Origin of the sequence: Psychrobacter sp. Sarcosine-3u-12 (assembly GCF_002836005.1) — a bacterium.
In the GTDB taxonomy this organism is placed as follows: Bacteria; Pseudomonadota; Gammaproteobacteria; order Pseudomonadales; family Moraxellaceae; genus Psychrobacter; species Psychrobacter okhotskensis.
On sequence record NZ_PJBY01000095.1, the window covers coordinates 32,459 to 52,520 of the forward strand.

Here is a 20,062-nt window from a genome sequence, read left to right on the forward strand (position 1 = left end):
GGCACATAATCCATCATGAAAAATAATAAATTCTTAGAATTAAATGCGAATGAAAACTCACTAGGTATGGCAGATTCTGCCAAACAAGCCATTATAGAGTCTTTAGGTGAGGGCTTTCGTTATCCAGATAATCCACGCGCGGCGCTCATTAGCAAAATTTCCACCATCCATGGTGTGGCAAAAGACCAAATCTCCTTAGGCAATGGCTCGACTGAAAATATTCGAGCGACCTTACAGATGCTGCAAAACAAAGCACTAAAAGAGGGCAAGCAGTTTCAAATGGTGATTCCTGTGCCAACGTTTGATTGTGCAGAGATGTATGCAAATTCCATTGGCGTGCCTGTGGTCAAGATACCGTTAACCACTGAAAACTATGATTATGATTTTGATGAATTACAAAAAGTAGCTGACGATTTTGATGGTATTAGTCTGCTCTATATTTGCAATCCAAATAATCCAACTGGCATCATTACATCAACTTCAAGGCTTAAAACCTGGGTAAGTAATGCACCAGATAACCATTACTTTTTATTAGATCAAGCTTACTTGGAGTATGTGTCAGACCCAAGCTTTGAGAGTGGGATTGAGTGGGTGAAACAAGGGCTATCAGACAATCTTATTGTTATCCATACTTTTTCAAAGTTATGTGCTTTAGCTGGTATGCGAGTGGGCTACGCGGTTTCTAACCCGCAAGCTATTGAGACTGTCGAAGCCTTTATGTCTATGGACAATACCAACTTGTCGGGTGCGGTCGCCGCCATTACGACGTTAAATGATGCAGAATTTTTAGCACTCAGCTTGCGCAATACCAATCAATCGCGCCGGATGATTGAGACCGTGTTAGACGATCTGGGATTGCGTTATTTACCCTCACAGACCAATTTTATTTTTCATGAAATAAAGGGTGACTTAAAAACATACATCGATAGAATGCGAGACAATGGCATAAAGGTTGGGCGTGAATTTCCCCCTGTTACCGGATTCAACCGCCTAACGCTTGGCACGCCTGATGAGATGGCAGCATTTATTAAAGTATTAAAGCTGTTCCGTGAAAAAGGCTGGGTCTAATGCATGGCGTGCAAGATGCGCGTAGGGCACTTGTATTCACCTTGAATGCGCCTTACCATATTAATACTTATCGGTATAAAGCTTACCATTCATCTGACATACCAATGCAAAATAGTAGAGCAGTAAGTTTGATACTGCACATCGTAATTTTGGTGTTGATATAAATTAGGCGTATTACTATAGTGCTTACCAAGCAATTATTAGAGCTGAACTCTAACGAAAACTCACTGGGCATGGCAGACTCTGCCAAACAAGCTATCCTCGACTCTTTGCGCATCGGTTTTCGTTATCCAGATGATCAACGCGCTGCGCTTATTAGTCGAATTGCCAAGATAAATGGCGTGATCGAAAGCGAAGTGTCACTTGGCAACGGCTCTAGCGAAAACATCCGAACCGTGGTGCAGATGCTATTAAATCTTGCATTTAAGACCGGCAAGCGCTTCCAAGTGATTGTGCCTGATCCTACTTTTGCTTACGCTGAGTTGTATGCCAGCTCGCTTGACGTGCCCGTCATCAAAGTACCGTTGAAGCCCGAAAGCTACGATTTTGACTTTCAAGGTTTGCAAAAAGCTGCCGACGATTTTGATGGCATCAGCCTGTTTTATCTTTGCAACCCTAACAATCCAACTGCCACCATTACCTCAACCGCGCCTTTTAAACATTGGGTAGCAAACGCTCCTGCAAACCACTATTTCTTATTAGACGAAGCCTACTCAGAGTACGTCAACGACCAAAGCTTTGAGAGTGGCGTCGAGTGGGTAAAGCAGCAGCTAACAGCCAATCTAATTGTCGTTCGTACCTTTTCGAAGTTATGTGCTCTGGCTGGCATGCGCGTCGGTTATGCCATTGCCAATCCATCTATGATTGCGGCTATCGAGGCCTTTACTTCTATCGATAATACCAACCTTTCAGGTGCCGTTGCCGTGCTAGCAACCCTCGACGATGAGGGTTTTTTAGCCCGCAGTTTGCACAATACCAATCAATCACGGCAGATGGTTGAAGCGACTTTAGATGAGTTGGGGCTGAGCTATCTGCCCTCACAAGCTAACTTTATTTTTCATGAGGTCAACGGTGAGGTGAAGATTTATATGGACAGAATGCGCGAGTATGGCATTGTGGTCGGTCGCAAGTTCCCACCGATTGAGGGTTTCAGTCGGCTAACGCTTGGCACGCCTGATGAGATGGCTGTCTTCATTAAAGTACTAAAGTCGTTTCGTCAAAAGGGTTGGGTGTGATTAAGCCAGATAGAATAGTTTCATAATTAGAAAAGGGGAGTTGCCTAACGTACAGCCTCCCTTTTTTATTGCAATAGGATAGAGGAGCCAGAGCTAATATTTCATTTTTACCAACATCAAACGCAGTTTTACATATCCTGTCTTAAAAAATATCACGTCATCTTATAGTATTGACTCATAAAGCACGAACGAACAAGCAGCAGATTACATGCTGGACAGTGGCAATAAAATCAGGCGTGCTAACGTATATTATAATTTTAAGGTCAGGGATATATCCATGTTTGATATCAAATCATTTTTTAAAAGAGAAGTAGAAAAAAAACTCATCAATGTAGACGATTATATTTTTATGCCTGAGCGAGTAGAGATGGAGCTAGAGGGCGGATTATTAAATTGTGTACTCAACAGTGATGGTCGAGTCGATATTTTTTATAGTAAGCAAGGAGTGACAGAGGTTAGCTCGGCATCACGTAAGCACCCCTTTACGGCATTCGAAACTGAGCTATATCATGGTGTTTATGATGACGTTATTAATGATTTGATCAAAGAAGTAGACAAGATTATCGATGGCTCTTCTAAGTATTTTAGTCGCAGCAAAATACTGCCCTTTACAGCAGCGCTGTCACAGAGTCCAGTTGATAAAAACAAGTTCTAAGCCAAGCTAATACGCTGAGAGGAGTGAACGATACAAAGACTCAGCAACAAAAAGGGTGCGTTATTTATAACGCACCCTTTTTATTATTTTGTATTCTCAACGAACATTACTTTAACGCTTTAAATATCTGTAGTACTTAACGATACTTATATTTTCACTCCGAAGGCTTTATTTACAGCAGCTAAAGCCGCGACATTGGCGATAGGACGAGATTGACTGCCCTCAACCAAATGATTGGTCTTCGTCTGGGTATACAGCCCTTTGGCAAAGCGCGTACCGTCATCACGCTCAGTCAGCGTGTCGGTATAGTACCATTCACACTGACAAGCCTCTTCAGTGATATCGAGTAGCATATAGCCACGATCGGTCTGATTGTTGAACTTCTGATGTGGATTTAGCTCAATGCCTGCTGTCTCAGGGAAAGGTAACGAGGTCAGCGCCGGACAGACGAACTCTACCGCTATTGAGCCCTCGCCTGTCGTTGGATTATAACGGCTTGCATCAAACGGATCTTTGCATATATCAAAGGCAAAAGAGGCGTGATAATCGCCAGTTAATACGACGGTATTGTCGATACGATTGTCTTCGATAAAGTCGAGCAAGCGAGTACGTGCGCTCGCATAGCCATTCCAGATATCGCCAGAGTTGGTCGCAAAAGTGCCTCTAAAGGGCGCTAGAATGACTTGTTGTCCCAGTATCTGCCATGTCGCTTTGCGGCGTTTGCCTTCTTTCATATTTAGATAGAGCCAGTTTTCTTGCTCAAGTCCCAACAGTTGACGTTCAGGCTCATTGCTGGCTTTCGCATCGAGCTTTTCTCGACCAAATATACGCGTGTCTAGCATATTTAGATCAAACAACTTACCAAACTCAAAGCGTCGATAAATCCTCAGCTGGCTATCCAGTTCATTGCTGCTATCGTCACGAATGGGCATCCACTCGTGATAGGCGCGAACCGCTGACATTTTACGTTCTATATAGCTGCCTTTGCTTTCAGTATGGAATCCAGCACCACCTTTCCATGAGTTGTCTGCAATCTCATGATCGTCCCAAACGGCGATAAAGGGGTGTTGACGGTGGCATTCTTGCAAGTCAATATCAGTACGATAGCAGGCATAGCGACGACGATAATCTTCTAAGCTAATAATTTCGTTTTTGGGCTCTATCGGACGCTCTTCGATCAGTGACTGGTCACGATAAAAGCCCTCTGGATACTCGTAAATATAATCACCCAAATGCAGGACAGCTGATATATCTGCTTGCTTAGCGATATCTGCATAGCCATTAAAGTAGCCAAAGCCATAATTGGAGCAGGATACCACTGCCAAGCGCACGCGGTCTATTGCGCTCGCAGGCAAGTCTGGCTGTGGAATAGTGCGTGTGCGACCAGTAGGAGAGAGGTAGCCTAAGGCTTCAAAAATATAATAGTAGGTGGTGTCGGATTTTAGGGACTTGGCATCGACTTTGACGGTAAAATCAGACTCTGAAGTAGCCAACGCTCGGCCTTGAGTGACGATGTTTTTTAGCTCAGGATCGGTAGCCACCGTATAGCTGACAGGAATACTGGTAGCATTGATGCTACCGTCATTGGTGATGCGCGTCCAGAGTATTACTCTATCTTGTAAAGGGTCACCGCTGGCGATGCCATGTACAAAGGGTGATGCGCCTTGATAGCCCAAGTCGTCTACCTTATCTAAGGTATTCGAGTTGGTGGAGTCATGGTCTGATGAGCAAGCACTTAGCTGGGTCAACAAAGTACCCGCCACCGTTACTTGACTACCTAGTTTTATAAACGCACGTCTTTTCATCTATCATCCTTGATATCTGTTAAAAGTAATGACCATTTAAAGTCAGCTTAAAATAACTAGGATAACAGCAATTCAGCTAAAAGTACTGCTAATAGTCGACTGATTTTGACAATTTATCCGATTTATATAAGGCTGGCTATATTTTAATAATCTATATAGATAAGCTGAGTTAAGCAATCGATAACCCAGCTTATGTTAGCTCCAAAAATACAAAGCGTTTTAATTTATTTGGTGAAATTTGCATAACAGGTTTGTAGAGATTTGGCGACGACTCTGGTCACCAACTGTGTGCGGTATTGGGTGTCTATCGCTGCATTACCCAATTCAACAAGGGTCACTTGCTGCGGTGCTTGCTCACTGACACAGCCACAGACATTGCTTTTTATCGCTTCTTCTTGTGTTTCAGTCATGGCTACACTGGCAATGCGCCAGGCACTTTGTTTTTCGATCTGACTACGGCACTGATTATCAACTGCTGCTTTAAATACGTTCATACCGATATTATTTGCTGTACCAATCGCATTACCGGTATTGGTATTCATGCCGTCAGTCGCCGTGCAACCCGCTAGAGCGAAGGTAGCAAGCATAGCCGTTGAAATTAAGATTTTTTTCATGGGTTAGTCCTTTAAGGTCTTGATTGATTTTAAAGTGTCTGTTTGATAAAACTGACATTGGTAGCAAGGAATAATCGCTAGGCGAAACGTGTTTTGTCCAAGCAGGTCGTATATTATCAGCAAAACTTATCAATGACACCATCAACCATTATCTTAAACCTCACCTTACCTCTGACTTGCGTGGTTTTTATAAATATTCACCAATTCTTTAAAATAATAAATGGTTTAAATAGCTAATCTGGATAGGTTTTATTTTTAAATAACCGTTCATTACTATATCTTGTCCTGAAGTTTTGGGTATGATTAACAATAATTGGCTGCTACGGGTAATCCTATGTTATTACGCCTATCTGTATTATATATGCTCTCTATAAGTGCGGTTTCGTTTACTCATGCCGCTGATGTGGTATTGCCGGATTCATTGATTGTGGACTTAGTAGAGCAGCATTGCTCGTCCCCACAACCAAATTCTGAGGTAAATAAGGCAACTAAGGCAAGTCTTGACCTTGAGTATGATTGCTCCGATAAGTATGACGATGCTGATGGCACTGAGCAAAGTATGGATTATAGTCTGCGTTTATTGCCTTTGATGACGCAAGATTTTAATCGTGATGGAATTAAGGACATCGTATTAGAGATTGAATCTTCTGGGCCTTTGGGTGGCAGTGTGACGACCAATAGTGCGGTGCATTATCTGCTCTTAGATAAGAGTAATCGCGTTATTAACGAACATGAAGTGCTACTGTACGCGCCGTTTAGTGAACATATCGTCGAGTACGAGGTGAAGGGCAATCGCATACATTATACCGCCGCGCCTAACTATCGCTCACATCCTGAGGCTTATGACAATGGTGAGCTGATAGAGCCAACGATAAGTTTCGATATTAATTGGATAAAAGGCGTTCCAATAAGCACGTATTATCGGGACAACTGCCAATTGTCAGAAGAAACGGATAAGCGGATATTTGCCAATGCACCTAGTGTGAAGCGCATTGCTACCATTGATATTCATGACTATACACAGCTGGTCGAAGAAAAACTGCATATAAATAATATGCAAGTGTCCGCCGAACTGGGTGGCTGCGATACCAAAAGTGTGCGCTTTAGCATTCAGCCGAGTGCAGGACACAACTTGCCAGTTTTAGCAGATATTTTGCAAACCTTGATTCCAGTGACGTCTCAGCATAAGCCACTTAGAGAATTATTAAAAATGGATCAACAATCGCAAATTGTATTTGGCGAGGTAATGAGCTTGTCAGACAATTGGTCGGGGCAGGTACATATCGAGCGCGGTTTTGAGAATGCCAGTGTGATAATCAACATAGCGGAACAAGATTAGGGATATCGTCGTTTAAAGTGAAAAAATACCGAATGCATTTATAACAGTATCAACAAATACAAAAAACCCGCTAAGGCAATAAGTCTTAGCGGGTTTATTTTATAAAGCTATTTTCTATTGTTTAATAGCGTTAGACATTCTTACCGTGTTGCTTTTGCTGAATGTCTTTTGCAAGCTTGTAGCACTCATTGATATGGTCATTGGCGATTTTTTTGAAAATCATATAGCCCATGGTGGCTGCAACCATTTGACCACCCAGCGGGATGAACTTCGTCACTTGCTTGGCAGCGATACGACCACCGAAACCTTGTACCGTCTTTTTGACGATACCGCGTGTCGCCATTAAGCCTGCAAAATCGACAGTACGATCTTTCAGCGTGCCCCAGTGAATCGCGCGCGACTCTAGATCAACTGCTGATTGACGGCCTTCAATCAAACCAAAGCGTTCACTGATTTCTGGCAATAGCTGAGTAAGCATGCCTGCATCCACAGCGACATCAAAGAAGGGTACAGGAACGATGGCGACACCAGCAGAATATTTGGCACGTTTTTTGACCAGCTTTTGGCAGTCTTTCTTTACTTTTTCCAAGTCTAAGCTAGGATCGATGGTATTTGGTAGTTTTTCAGCCAGTGGTGTGGTTTTCATAACGCATCCTTATAAATAGTTAAAATAAAAAAATCAGATTAAAAGTCTCAATAGATAGCAAGTCTCTCAGTTGGTTACTATTTTATGGATTTATAAGCGGCATACAATCATTGCTTTGTAGCAAAATGCAGAAAAATACGGTCACTATGCATCGTTTTTGTAAATGCGCAGTTATGTGCGCTAGACAGGTAAGCATGGATAACTTGATTTATGCAGGCAGTAAAGTATGATTTATTGCAATGTAATGCAATAAAGAATGATAAACCAAGTCGCTAAAGTTTATCATTGTGACCCTCTGCCAAAGCCAGTAGAATAGCCTCATGCTAAATTTAACCCCCCGTTATACCAGCACTCGCACTGACGAGCTGCCCACCGCGTTGCAACCACTTGCCGCCCAATCATTAACGCTCGCTCGCTTGTATGCAGCTCGCGGTATTACTCAGCCCGACGAGCTTGAGACTGGACTATCTGGTCTTTTGCCCGCTGAGATGCTACACGGCGTCACTGAGGCGGTGCGGCTATTAGATGTCGCTATTGATAGGGGTCAGCGTATCCTAATCGTTGGTGATTTTGATTGTGATGGCGCGACCAGTACCGCGCTGATGATGCGTGCACTCACGAAAATGGGTGCAGTCGTCGATTTTTTAGTACCTGATCGCTTTAAGTACGGCTATGGTTTGACGCCAGAAATTGTCGAATTAGGCATTAAGACGTATCAGCCAGAGTTGATCGTCACGGTAGATAATGGTATCTCAAGTCATGAAGGCGTGGCGCGTGCGCAGGCCGACGGCATCACTGTCATCATTACGGATCATCATCTGACGACCAAAGAGACACCACCTGCAGAAGCGGTGGTCAATCCCAATCAACTCGATTGCAATTTTACTAGTAAAGCGCTCGTAGGGGTCGGCGTGGCTTTTTATGTGCTCGGACGTTTAGCCAAGCTGCGCCGTGAAGCCAATAAGTCTACCGTGCAAGTCAGTCAATATTTGGATTTGGTAGCGCTAGGGACGATTGCGGACGTTGGTGTACTTGATAAGAACAATCGCATCTTGGTGCATCACGGACTGGCAGCTATTCGGCAAGGGCGCTGTTGTCTGGGTATCTTGGCACTGCTTGAGCAAGCGGGCCGTGATCCCAAAAAAATGCAGGCGCAAGATTTTGGTTTTGTGTTAGGACCTCGTATCAATGCTGCCGGACGTATGGACAATATGCGCATTGGTATCGAGTGTTTATTGACCGAAGACTGGAGTACGGCGCAGCGCTTGGCGCAAGAGCTTGAGCAGCTAAACCGTACCCGTCGTCACGTAGAAGGCGAGATGCGCGCGCAAGCAGATAATATTGTGCAAGCATTAGCTACTGTTGCAAATGAAAACGATGAGAATACTGCTACTGACGAGAGCGATGAAATCCTTATTCAGTCTAAAACTGATAAAGAGACTGTGAATAATCGAAATCGCAGCATTATTTTATATCGAGATGACTGGCATCAAGGCGTTATCGGTATCGTCGCTGGTCGTTTGAAAGAAAGTCATTATTTGCCCAGTATCGTTTTTGCGCCAGCAGATACAGAGCGTACAGGTGACGACGATGCCATTAAAGGTTCGGCGCGGTCTATCGCTGGCGTGCATATTCGTGATGCGATTGAGCAAGTTGCTGAACGCTATCCTGATCTAATCAGCCATTTCGGTGGTCATGCGATGGCTGCTGGGCTAACCTTGAAGCGTCGCAACTTTGACGCCTTCGTGACGGCTTTCGATGCTGTTATGGCAGAGATGGAGGATGAGGTTTTTGCCGAGCAAAAATTCACCGATGGCCCCTTGCAAGCAGGCGACTTTAGCTTATGGTTTGCTGAGCATTTGGCCAATGCCAGTATTTGGGGTCATGGCTTTGCACCGCCGATATTTGATGGGGTGTTCGAAGTATTGAGCTTTAAGATACTAAAGGACAAGCACCTTAAATTATCACTGCGTTATCCTGATGTGCAGTATCCGATTGAAGCGATTTATTTTAACTTCGATAGCGAGGTATGGGATTATCGTGCCGAAAAAGTGCACGTATTGTTTCAGCTAGACATCAACGAGTGGAACGGCAAACAAAGCTTACAGCTGATGGTAAGGGATTTAGCTGTGGTCAGTGAATAAGCATATTGCTTTATTATAAGACCACGAACAGACAATAATAAGGCGTCAACTGAGTTTAAAGTTGACGCTTTTTTAATATTTGCATTCTAGGGCGTGTCTTCATTTCAGAAATGGCGATAAAAATGAGATAAATTGCCGTCAAACAAGAAAAATAGCGTAGATAATATCGGGATATTAACAAGCTATTCGACGATATTTGGCCATTTTTAGCCCATTTAGATGACTATCGAATGAATTGAAGACACACCCTAGGGTTTAGTATTTCCATTCAAGAGCAGGAAATTGCCAATCGTAGCGAATGGCGAGCATTCTTATCGTAAAAATCGTCATCATGGCAGAGATGTCAGCAACCCAATCAGTCACGCCTAGGTTGTGCAGGGCAAAGTAGAGAATGCCGCCCGTCAAAGCCGCCGTGATATAAATCTCTTGCTGCAATACCAGCGGAATCTCGTTGCAGATCATATCGCGGATGATACCGCCGACAATAATCGTAATCACCCCAAGTAATAATGCCACGGGTACATTGGTGCCCATGCTATCAGCAACCTTGATACCAATTAGGGTAAAGGCAGACAGACCGATGGTATCGGAGAGCTTGAGGAACTTATCAACGCGCCTTGAGTTGGGATGAAAAAATATTTGCGTTGCTAATGAGCAGAAGGTAATGACGGTCAGATAGCTCATATCTACCATCCAAAACAGCGGATGACGATCCAAAATCACATCACGGACGGTGCCGCCGCCGATAGCAGTGACGATCGACACCAATAAACAGCCAAAGACGTCGAACTTTTTATGTTTTGCCAGTATCGTCCCTGAAATACTACAGGCCACAATGCCAATCATGTCAAACAAGTAGAGCAAAGAACGCGGGTCGAACGTCGTGATCAGTTCCGTAGGATCCAATGCGATAGTCAACATGAGCCAGTCTCAGTAAGTTTTTATGATAATTATATAATCATTGTAAATCAGGGTCTGTTGAACATTCAAATATTAGGACTGCTGATTGCTAAAATCGTCCCAAACCTTTTATCAAATCAGGCGTAAACCGACGATAATGTCGAGACCTTAGCTAGGTTTACAACAACGTTTGGGGTGATTTTAGTATCAGCCTTTCAGGGCAGGGCTATTTTTTGCCAATACATGGCGAAATTATCTAACCTAGAATGACTAGGCGTCAAAAATTTCACTGCGTATTGTCTAAAAAATAGCCACTGCCAGTGCCACATTTGAATGTTCAACAGACCCCAATACAACAGCGCTTACTTTTTAAACCCTATAAACTGGTCTTATTTAACCAAGCGAATAGAAGGAAGATGCCAATCAAAGCGCAGCGCTAACATACGCACCGCAAAGATAACGCCTAGCATCACGAATTCATTTAATCCAGCATCCATGCCCAAACTGTCAAGCAGCAGATAAGTGACCGAGCCTGCGATACTGGCAGAGATATAAATCTCGCGCTGCAGCACCAACGGTATCTCATTACAAATAATATCACGCAGCATACCGCCAATAATGGCTGTCCAAACGCCCATCATAATGGCAATCACTGGTGACATACCTTGGGTCAATGCTATCTTAAAACCAATGACGCTAAAGGCTGCTAGCCCAATGGCATCGAAGAGTTTGAGGGCGTTATCAATCTTATGATAGAGATGAAAAAAGATTTGCAGGACAAGGGAGGTGATAGTGATGACAATCACATAGTTGAGATCGGACATCCAAAATAGCGGATGGCGATCTAGCGCCATATCACGTAGCGTACCACCGCCAATGGCATTGACCATTGAAACTAAGATACAGCCAGCAATATCAAAGCCTTTATGCTGAGCGAGCAAAGTACCGGCGATAGCACAAGCAATCACGCCAACCATATCGAGCAAATACAGCAGAATATCAGGAAAAATAAAATTATTCATCATAGCGTTATTTCGGTCTCACCCATCTTTGGCAAATAGTACCAATCCCAACATAATCAATCCAATACCTACCAACCCCAGTGCCGAAGGTATCTCGTTATTGAGTAATAATATACCGCCAATCAAGGCAAATATCACCTCGCTGGCTTGGGTAGAATCAACGCCCGCCACTTCACTGGAGGTGACGGCTTGTTCGCGCGCATATAAAAAAATACTGGTTGCTGCTACCCCTGCTAACAGAGCCACGAGCAAAGTATTGAACAGCTGTGTGCTTTCGGGTAACTCAGGACGCACTATAATGCCTAAAACCAGCCAAAATGGCAAACTACCTAGAGTCATTAGCCATACTTTATTAAAGGCATTTTGCAGCAGCACCGTTTCGATAGCGGGGATACGAGCAATCAAGGTTTGTAAGGGTGAGTGCGTTTCAGCCGCCGTTTTGGCTTTTAGCTTTTCAGGGTCAATATCAGTGTCGGTTTTGATACTAGAACTATCAGCATCCGCTGAGTGAGTGCTATCGACAGGTAAAGCGTAGGCTTCTGTGACGAGTGGTTGGTTATGAGTGTCAATAGTACTTTGCAGAAGGCTGTTTTCTCTGACCTTGCGCTGCGCAGCGCTATGCTTGCGAGCGTTGTGAGACACCTGCCAGACCAACTGATTGCCGATTGGATAGCTAAAAGCGGCTATCAGTGCAGGCAGCGCACCATACAGTAGCATCTCTGCCATTGGGGTGGCATTTATACCTCCGAGCGCAGCAGCGCGCAGACCTTCGCTGACATTGACCAGTATCACTCCGATGAATACCAGCATGGCGTAAAAAATGAATTTTTTGTCAAAGCGTTGCCCAAATGCCAGTAGGACGAGGAGGCTAGTCACCACGGTAAACATAAATGTCGCCGCCACCACCCAACCGGCGACATGATCACCGGCATAACAGATGCCCGTGTAAAAGATACCAAAACCAATACTGCCAGTGATACACCAAAAACGCCAATGCTGACGAAAGATAATCGCCAATTCTTTGATACGACTAAAACCATGCTGCATAACGATAATAGCGGTGATAATCAGCCACATAAAGACATAGCGGAGACTGGCTGACCAAAACCAGTGACCACCTGCATCACTCATCAGCTCGTTTAAAATAAAAGTGGAACTAAAGAACGCACCCGCCAACAAGCCGAGTAAAATGAGTTTGACCATCCCTGAATCCTTACCGTCGGCTATATGTCGGTTCGTTTAGCGGTTTTTACCTGCTTTTTTATGTGCTTTTCTATTTGCCTTTGGCATCTGCCCAGATAATTTTGTGCAGTTGTAATTGAAAGCGCACGGGCAGGGCATCGGCCAATATCCATTCAGCCAACTCGCGCGCCAATACTGGCACATCGGGGATGGCCTCTTCGTCAATATCGTCTGCGACATTAAACATTGGAGAAAACCAAACGGTGCTGACCAATTCATTTAGCTTATGCTCGATCAACATGGCTTTTGCCCACTCATAATCGGCATGGTTCATGATGACGAACTTAAGCTGATCATGCTGAGTCAGATAGTCCAGATTTGACCATAGGTTTTTATCGACTTCGCCTGAGCTTGGCGTTTTGAGATCCATCACTTTACTGACTGCTGGCGGTACGTTTTCTACCGTGAGTGCGCCTGCGGTTTCAAGCGAGATTTCATAATCATCACTCAGTAAGCGCTTCATCAGTTCAATGGCATTCGGCTGTGCTAATGGTTCGCCACCCGTCAGACAAATACGCTTGCAAGGATAGCTTTTGATGGTCTCTATAATGGCTTCTAGCGACTGACGTTCGCCGCCCGTAAAGGCATATTCGGTATCACAATAAACACAGCGCAGCGGGCAGCCGGTCAAGCGTACGAATATCGTCGGCAAGCCTGAGGTCAGTGCTTCACCTTGCAAAGAATAAAAGATTTCTGTCAAACGTAGACCTGCTTCAGGATCAGTGACAGGAATGGCGGCGGTGCGTAATAGTGATTCACTCATAATATGTCAAATACAGTTAAAGATTGATAATGAGATTAAGCATTTATCAATCGTAATAAAAAGGCAGGTTCTGGTATGGGAGTTTTGCGTTTGGATAAAGCCAAACCAAAAAAATGGATTATAACGCAACAGCCTATATTAAGCTGCAAAAAAGATGCTGGAGGATGACTCCAGCATCTTTATGTAAAACAATGATTGTACGTGCTAAATGATTATACGCTGTACATATTTAGGCTAAACGTAATAACTCATTTACTGATGTTTTAGCACGGGTTTGTGCATCGACTTTTTTGACGATGATAGCAGCATATAAGCTGTGTGTGCCATCTTCTGATGGTAGGCTACCTGGTACGACAACTGAGCCTGCTGGTACACGGCCACGATGAATCTCGCCCGTTTCGCGATCATAAATACGCGTTGACTGACCGATAAATACACCCATCGAGATGACTGAGCCTTCTTCAACGATAACGCCTTCAACGATTTCAGAACGCGCACCGATAAAGCAGTTGTCCTCAATAATCGTTGGATTGGCTTGTAATGGCTCTAATACACCACCGATACCAACACCACCTGACAGATGCACGTTTTTGCCGATTTGAGCACATGAACCTACGGTCGCCCACGTATCTACCATCGCGCCTTGATCGACATACGCGCCAATATTAACATACGACGGCATCAATACCGCACCGGCTGCGATGTATGAGCCTTTACGTGCCACGGCTGGTGGCACTACGCGTACGCCAGCTTCTTTGAACTGTGCTTCGGTCCAGTTGGCAAACTTAGTTGGCACCTTGTCATAAAACTGTATGTGCTCACCAGCGGCTTGCACGTAATTATCGTTTAAGCGGAACGATAGTAAGACGGCTTTTTTTGCCCACTGATTGACGATCCACTCGCCATCCTTTTTTTCTGCAACTCGCAGTGTACCGTTATCTAACTGCTCAAGCACTTGCTCGATAGCATCACGCACATCTTGTGGCATAGTAGATGGGCTGTATTCGTTGCGGTTTTCAAAGGCTTGTTCGATGGTTTGTTGTAATGACATGGATAAAAATTCCTAAGATAAATGAAAAGTAAATAAATGAATCTTATAGTTAAAGATAGCGTCAAAAATCGACTAAAAATATTGCCTGCTACATTGTCGCTAATTTGACGACTTTTAGCAAATAAGTTGGGCGCAAAGGTCTGTATTGATAATAAGTAATGCCATTTAGAACGATGAGCTATTGCGTTCTATCCATTCTAAGATATCGTGATACACCACCTTGTTCGCCTGCTCGTGAAGGGGCTCATGGCGCATGTTTGGGTAGAGCTTTACTTCCACATTATTGAAGTTTTGTTTCTTTAGGCGACTGACAATGTTGCGAATGCCGCTGCCCATATCACCGATGGGATCACTTTTGCCACTGACAAAGAACAGGGGAAAGTCTCTTGCAATCGTTGCAGCCCAGCCTTTATGGAGACCTGTTGTCATCAAGGTGAATAGCGTCATAAAACCATTGTTAGTAAAGTCAAAACCGGTGAGTGGATCGGCTTCATAAGCGGCGATATTGGCGGGATTTTCACTTATCCACGCAAACTGCGAGTCAGAAATACGGTTATCAAGTTTGCTATTCAGTACTTTGTTCATTACTTTAGCAAATACAGTATTTGGTTTTTTTGGTGCCGCTTTGGCCAATAGTTTATTAATAGGTAATAGTACTTTGGTCAATGGGTTGGCGTCTGCAGTGCCCATTAAGATGGCCCCAGCAAAGTCTTGGGCGTGATGTTTAAGTACATTACGGACGATAAACGAGCCCATAGAGTGACCCATAACAAAGTGCGGCACATGAGGATGACGCGATTTTAGGCTATCAGCCATAACGATGACGTCTTGTAATAAAGACTGCACTGGATGCTCACTGCCAAAAAATCCCAAATCAGCCTTTGTTTTTACCGTTTGACCATGACCGAGCTGATCGTAGGTTGCTACTGCAATACCATTATCAGCCAAAAACTGAGCAAAGTCCGCATAGCGACCGCTGTGTTCTGACATGCCGTGGACGATTAGTAAGGTGGCCTTAATTTTTTTATCACTATCACGCGGCTCAAAAAATGTATGATTCAGATAGTGGGTATTGTCAGAAGAGGTGATCTGGTCAGAGGTACTCATAAGCGTAGAATCCTTGCATGGTTAGAGAATGAAAACAGACTGTTTCTAAATTTTTTAAGCATTGAGCGATGGGTGCTAAATGCATGGTCAATATGACTTATTTACAAATTAAGCAGCCAGTCAGGTTTTATAATTGGGATGAATGATTGCTACCATCAATTTAATCATAAAGCCTTATCAGGTCAATATTATTTACTGCGGCGTCGTTATCGTACAATAGTCTTGCTTTAAATGCTTTTAACTTATGTTTTAATTTCGATAGCGTTTTTATCTTTCCTAAGTTTCCAGCGTTGGTACACCCTAGTAAACCAGTCAAAACTATTTAAAAGTATCAAAAACATTGAGCGATAAAATGCCCATAAAAAATATACCTATAAAAATAATGCCCTTAAAAAAGTTGCTCTTGGTAGGTGCTGGTCATGCGCATATTGGTCTGTTGCGTCGAATCCGTGGGACGCCTCTAATAAATGCGGATATCACATTAATCAGCGAGCAACCGCAGTCGATCTATTCAGGTATGTTGCCTGGCTGGATGGCGGGGCACTATATACTAGATGATATCCGTATAGATATTGCGGCACAATGCAAGCAGGCTGGCGTGCATTTCATTCAGCAGCCAATCGTAAAGATAGACGCCAAATCACAGCGAGTCATGACCGCTGACGACTATGATCATAGCTATGAGGTAGTGTCGTTAAACACTGGCGCGGATACGGATATGCACTGGTTAAATAATGCTGACACTAATAGTGTCATTGCGATTCGTCCGTTACATAGCTTTGTGAATCAGTGGTCGCAAGTGCTTGCTACCGCTCAGCGCTCAGCACATTATCAATTGGCTATTATCGGGGCTGGCGCAGCGGCAATCGAGCTGGTTATGGCTGCCCAAGTCGCCTTGCAGCGTATTCACCCGAATCATCAAGTGTTTTTAATCTGCGGTGATGTGCTATTGGCTGGTTTTAATCAAAAGTTTAGACATCGTGTTATTAAGCAGCTTAATCGTCTGAGTATTGAAGTTATCTACGAGCGCGCCATCGCCTATCAGAATGGGACATTGATTACTGAGAGAGCGTCATTGCAGCAATCCTTTTTAATGGATGCGGTTATCGCTGCCACTGGCGTGACTGGTGCAGCGTGGACAGCCAGTACGGATATTGCCACAGTTGACAACGGCTTTATCGCAGTAAATGCGCTGCAGCAAAGTGTCTCTCATAATAATGTATTCGCCGTCGGTGATGTGGCAACGCGCGTGGATAAAGATGTCGCGCACTCAGGGGTTCATGCCGTACATGGCGGTGCAGTCGCAGCAGATAATTTATTAACTTTTATGGTAGATCAAAATAAACCCTTACAAAGCTATCAGCCCAAAAATCGCACTTTGTATTTATTATCTTGTGGCGATAAGTATGCCATTGCCAGTTGGGGCAGTGTGAGTTTGCAAGGTCGCTGGGTTTGGTATCTTAAACGCTATATTGATAAGCGTTTCGTCAATGCAAATTAAGCTATAGTCAAATCCATATAAATCCGCCACACCGTTATCCTCGCTAAGCGTGCTCATGTATCGCTTACACCCAGCTTTCTTGTATCGTAATAATTTGAATTCAACTATGACTGGCACTAATACTGCGAGCTATTCTCTCAACATATTTTCGATAGCTTATAAAGATTGAATATATTTATTGAATACACAATGATTAAAAATGCTAGTGACATAATAGGGTATCATTGATTAGATAAACTTGATCTTAACTGCAAATCGATTAGAAGAATAGTAAACAGACCCTAAGCAGTTGAGTAAATATCACAACACGGATTCTATAATTTTATGAAATCTACCATTGAACTACTCGAATTTACTGACTTTCCAGCCATCAAACGTCGTGAGTTAACTACGCTACAAGTGAACATGGGCTATTTGTGCAATATGTCCTGCGTACATTGCCACGTGGCAGCCAGTCCTTATCGTACGGAGATGATGTCGCGTGAGCTGGTCGAGCTGATACTGGACGTATTAAAAGTACAAGATATCGATACGCTGGATTTGACTGGCGGTGCGCCTGAGATGCATGAAGACTTTAAGTATCTGGTTACAGCCGCGCGCGCTTTGGGTGTCAAAGTGATTGATCGCTGTAATTTAACCATTCTGATGGCAGAAGGCTATGAGGATATGGCGCAGTTTTTGGCAGACAATGAAGTCGATGTAGTGGCATCAATGCCTTGTTATTCATTAGAAAACGTCGATAAGCAGCGCGGCAAGGGTGCGTTTGATGACAGTATACTGGGACTGCATAAGCTCAATGCCTTAGGTTATGGCAAAGCTGGCTCAAACTTAACGCTGAACCTCGTTTATAACCCGCAAGGCGCTACGTTACCGCCCAATCAGCAACAGCTAGAGGCGGACTATAAACGCGAGTTAAAAGAACATTTCGATATCGAATTTCATCAGCTATTTGCCTTGACCAATATGCCGATTCAGCGCTTTGGTGCGGTGCTATTAGCTAAAAATCAATTCCATCCCTATATGGACTTGCTCAAGGCCAATTATGTGGCTGCCAATTTAGCCGAAGTCATGTGCCGTTCGACTATTAGCGTCAATTGGCTAGGAGAGTTGTTTGATTGTGACTTTAACCAGCAGTTAGAGATTCCAGTACCCAACAAGTCCCGTCGGCATCTAAGCGATTTATTAACGCAAAATCCTAGTGGCGATGACATTGCCATTGCAGATCACTGCTACGGCTGTACAGCAGGACAGGGAAGTAGCTGCGGTGGTGCGTTAGAAGAAGAGACAGCAGAACAGACAATGGAAAAAACATCCTCGATCTAAACGGAGTTAATGATGAACATCTTTGATAACATAAGTAAGAGCACAGGTAGTTTTTCAAGCCATTGTTTATTTATTAAGACAGCAGTAGCCACTTCTGTACTACTGGCTAGTATGGCAAGTTATGCTGATTTCAATCATAGTACTTGGGATAGCTTGCTGAGTAAAAACGTCACTATGACCAATGGTGGCAAAGCCTCAGTCGTTAATTATAACGGTATGAAAGCGGATCAAAGCAAGCTTGATAGCTACATGGCAGCAACTAGCAAAGTCAGTCAATCAGAGTTCAATGGTTGGAGCAAAGATGAGCAGTTGGCATTTTTGATTAACGTCTACAATGCTGGCACGGTAGAGTTGATACTGACTAAGTATCCGAATCTCAAATCGATCAAAGATATCGGTGGGATATTTGGCTCGCCATGGAAACAAGATTTTGTCACGCTATTAGGCAAAAAGCGTTCACTTGATGACATCGAGCACAATCTAATCCGTGGCTCTAAACGCTATAATGAACCGCGCATTCACTTTGCGGTGAATTGTGCTAGCATCGGCTGTCCTGCGCTATTAAATGATGCTTTTACCGGTAGCAAACTGGATAAGCAATTAGAGCAAGTCACAAGTAAATTCCTCGCAGATAGTAGTCGTAACCGTCTTAAAGGCGGCACGCTTGAGGTTTCTCCCATTTTTAAATGGTATAAAGAAGACTTTGAGTCGAATTGGCGCGGTACCAAAGATTTGGAAGGATTCTTAGCTCGTTATAGCTCATCTTTAGGGCTTAATAAATCGCAAAGCGCTGATTTAAAAAGTGGCAAAACTAAGATCGACTATACTAGCTATAATTGGAATCTGAATAAGAAATAATACTGATAAAACATAACAGCGAGCACTGCCAATTATGACCGCTATAGCTACGGTTTCTATTATTATTCCAGTAATAAATGAGGCGAATAATTTGCCTCATTTGTTTGCCAATATTAACAGTCTAAAGCCAATGCCACAGCAAGTTATCTTGGTCGATGGGGGCTCAAACGATGATTCTATTGGCATCGTTCGAAGTTTTATTAATGAGTTAGTGCTTGGCAGTGAGTGTAAAATTGATTGGCAAGTTATTACGTCCAAAGCAGGGCGTGCGCGGCAAATGAATGCGGGTGCAGCATTAGCCACTGGCGATGTTTTGCTATTTTTACATGCCGATACGCGGTTGCCAATTGACGCTATCGATAGTATTTCTAGGGCGATGACACTAGCAAACTGGGGACGTTTTGATGTGCAGCTAAATAGTCGTCAGCCGATGCTTTGGGTGGTCAGTGCCCTGATTAATTGGCGCTCACGTTTAACTCATATCGCTACAGGCGACCAAGCTATTTTTATCAGTCAATCTTTATTTGCGCAAATGGGCGGCTATCCTAATCAAGCGTTGATGGAAGATGTTGAATTATGCAAGCAAATAAAAGGTATTACTAAACCTGCTTGCTTAAAAAGTAAAGTCATCACATCAGCAAGGCGTTGGCAGCAGTATGGCACATGGCGGACGATTGTCTTAATGTGGCAGCTACGTTTTGATTATTGGCGTGGGGTTTCTGCGGACAATATTAGGCAGCGTTATTATAAATGACCGTGGTTTGCCACCTACGTTATCTCATAGATAAA

At 43.7% G+C, this 20,062-nt stretch carries 18 protein-coding genes; 9 read left to right on the forward strand and 9 right to left on the reverse strand.

Annotation, left to right across the window (positions count from 1 at the left end):
* Nucleotides 1–15 precede the first annotated feature (15 nt).
* The 3 genes from CXF65_RS06755 to CXF65_RS06765 all read left to right on the forward strand — a co-directional run bounded on the left by CXF65_RS06755 (nucleotide 16) and on the right by CXF65_RS06765 (nucleotide 2,958).
* Nucleotides 16–1,068: a pyridoxal phosphate-dependent aminotransferase gene (locus CXF65_RS06755; RefSeq protein ID WP_025652099.1), complete on the forward strand. Its 1,053-nt coding sequence runs from the start codon at nucleotides 16–18 to the stop codon at nucleotides 1,066–1,068.
* Between the two features lie 182 nt (nucleotides 1,069–1,250).
* The gene (locus CXF65_RS06760) at nucleotides 1,251–2,303 is read left to right on the forward strand and encodes a pyridoxal phosphate-dependent aminotransferase (protein ID WP_025652100.1); all 1,053 of its coding nucleotides are present in this window, start codon (nucleotides 1,251–1,253) and stop codon (nucleotides 2,301–2,303) included.
* Nucleotides 2,304–2,580: 277 nt separating this feature from the next.
* A complete protein-coding gene (locus CXF65_RS06765; RefSeq protein WP_025652101.1) occupies nucleotides 2,581–2,958 on the forward strand; it encodes a hypothetical protein in 378 nt (125 codons plus the stop codon).
* A gap of 146 nt (nucleotides 2,959–3,104) precedes the next feature.
* Here the strand turns inward: CXF65_RS06765 and CXF65_RS06770 are convergent, their stop codons facing one another.
* Both CXF65_RS06770 and CXF65_RS06775 read right to left on the reverse strand, forming a co-directional pair.
* The gene (locus tag CXF65_RS06770) at nucleotides 3,105–4,763 is read right to left on the reverse strand and encodes an alkaline phosphatase D family protein (RefSeq protein WP_101211490.1); all 1,659 of its coding nucleotides are present in this window, start codon (nucleotides 4,761–4,763) and stop codon (nucleotides 3,105–3,107) included.
* A gap of 224 nt (nucleotides 4,764–4,987) precedes the next feature.
* Nucleotides 4,988–5,377, reverse strand: a complete 390-nt coding sequence (locus CXF65_RS06775) for a hypothetical protein (protein WP_025652103.1) — start codon at nucleotides 5,375–5,377, stop codon at nucleotides 4,988–4,990.
* A 334-nt stretch (nucleotides 5,378–5,711) separates the two neighbouring features.
* Between CXF65_RS06775 and CXF65_RS06780 the strand changes: the two genes are divergently transcribed.
* A complete protein-coding gene (locus CXF65_RS06780) occupies nucleotides 5,712–6,716 on the forward strand; it encodes a hypothetical protein (RefSeq protein ID WP_157824058.1) in 1,005 nt (334 codons plus the stop codon).
* Nucleotides 6,717–6,846: 130 nt separating this feature from the next.
* Here the strand turns inward: CXF65_RS06780 and CXF65_RS06785 are convergent, their stop codons facing one another.
* Entirely contained in the window at nucleotides 6,847–7,362 is a 516-nt protein-coding gene (locus CXF65_RS06785; RefSeq protein WP_101211492.1) for a hypothetical protein, read from the reverse strand.
* 320 nt (nucleotides 7,363–7,682) lie between these two features.
* Here CXF65_RS06785 and recJ point away from each other — a divergent pair, with 320 nt between their 5' ends.
* On the forward strand, nucleotides 7,683–9,506 hold the full coding sequence (recJ, locus tag CXF65_RS06790; protein WP_101211493.1) for a single-stranded-DNA-specific exonuclease RecJ: 1,824 nt from the start codon (nucleotides 7,683–7,685) through the stop codon (nucleotides 9,504–9,506).
* Between the two features lie 255 nt (nucleotides 9,507–9,761).
* Here the strand turns inward: recJ and CXF65_RS06795 are convergent, their stop codons facing one another.
* From CXF65_RS06795 to CXF65_RS06820, 6 genes are all read right to left on the reverse strand, one after another.
* Entirely contained in the window at nucleotides 9,762–10,427 is a 666-nt protein-coding gene (locus tag CXF65_RS06795) for a trimeric intracellular cation channel family protein (RefSeq protein WP_025650963.1), read from the reverse strand.
* 368 nt (nucleotides 10,428–10,795) lie between these two features.
* A complete protein-coding gene (locus CXF65_RS06800; RefSeq protein WP_101211494.1) occupies nucleotides 10,796–11,431 on the reverse strand; it encodes a trimeric intracellular cation channel family protein in 636 nt (211 codons plus the stop codon).
* A gap of 15 nt (nucleotides 11,432–11,446) precedes the next feature.
* Nucleotides 11,447–12,631: a multidrug resistance efflux transporter family protein gene (locus CXF65_RS06805; RefSeq protein WP_101211495.1), complete on the reverse strand. Its 1,185-nt coding sequence runs from the start codon at nucleotides 12,629–12,631 to the stop codon at nucleotides 11,447–11,449.
* Nucleotides 12,632–12,701: 70 nt separating this feature from the next.
* A complete protein-coding gene (queE, locus tag CXF65_RS06810; RefSeq protein ID WP_101211496.1) occupies nucleotides 12,702–13,433 on the reverse strand; it encodes a 7-carboxy-7-deazaguanine synthase QueE in 732 nt (243 codons plus the stop codon).
* A gap of 229 nt (nucleotides 13,434–13,662) precedes the next feature.
* Nucleotides 13,663–14,484, reverse strand: coding sequence for a 2,3,4,5-tetrahydropyridine-2,6-dicarboxylate N-succinyltransferase (gene dapD / locus CXF65_RS06815; protein WP_101211497.1), 822 nt, complete (start codon nucleotides 14,482–14,484; stop codon nucleotides 13,663–13,665).
* Between the two features lie 165 nt (nucleotides 14,485–14,649).
* Nucleotides 14,650–15,591 carry an alpha/beta fold hydrolase gene (locus tag CXF65_RS06820; protein ID WP_101211498.1) on the reverse strand — a complete coding sequence of 314 codons (942 nt, stop codon included), beginning with the start codon at nucleotides 15,589–15,591 and terminating at the stop codon, nucleotides 14,650–14,652.
* Nucleotides 15,592–15,943: 352 nt separating this feature from the next.
* Here CXF65_RS06820 and CXF65_RS06825 point away from each other — a divergent pair, with 352 nt between their 5' ends.
* The 4 genes from CXF65_RS06825 (at nucleotide 15,944) to CXF65_RS06840 (ending at nucleotide 20,027) form a co-directional block, all read left to right on the forward strand.
* On the forward strand, nucleotides 15,944–17,092 hold the full coding sequence (locus tag CXF65_RS06825) for an FAD-dependent oxidoreductase (RefSeq protein ID WP_101211499.1): 1,149 nt from the start codon (nucleotides 15,944–15,946) through the stop codon (nucleotides 17,090–17,092).
* Nucleotides 17,093–17,416: 324 nt separating this feature from the next.
* The gene (gene arsS / locus CXF65_RS06830) at nucleotides 17,417–18,415 is read left to right on the forward strand and encodes an arsenosugar biosynthesis radical SAM (seleno)protein ArsS (RefSeq protein ID WP_101211500.1); all 999 of its coding nucleotides are present in this window, start codon (nucleotides 17,417–17,419) and stop codon (nucleotides 18,413–18,415) included.
* Nucleotides 18,416–18,427: 12 nt separating this feature from the next.
* Nucleotides 18,428–19,273 carry a DUF547 domain-containing protein gene (locus CXF65_RS06835; RefSeq protein ID WP_101211501.1) on the forward strand — a complete coding sequence of 282 codons (846 nt, stop codon included), beginning with the start codon at nucleotides 18,428–18,430 and terminating at the stop codon, nucleotides 19,271–19,273.
* Nucleotides 19,274–19,307: 34 nt separating this feature from the next.
* The gene (locus CXF65_RS06840; RefSeq protein WP_101211502.1) at nucleotides 19,308–20,027 is read left to right on the forward strand and encodes a TIGR04283 family arsenosugar biosynthesis glycosyltransferase; all 720 of its coding nucleotides are present in this window, start codon (nucleotides 19,308–19,310) and stop codon (nucleotides 20,025–20,027) included.
* The last annotated feature ends 35 nt before the right edge of the window (nucleotides 20,028–20,062 follow it).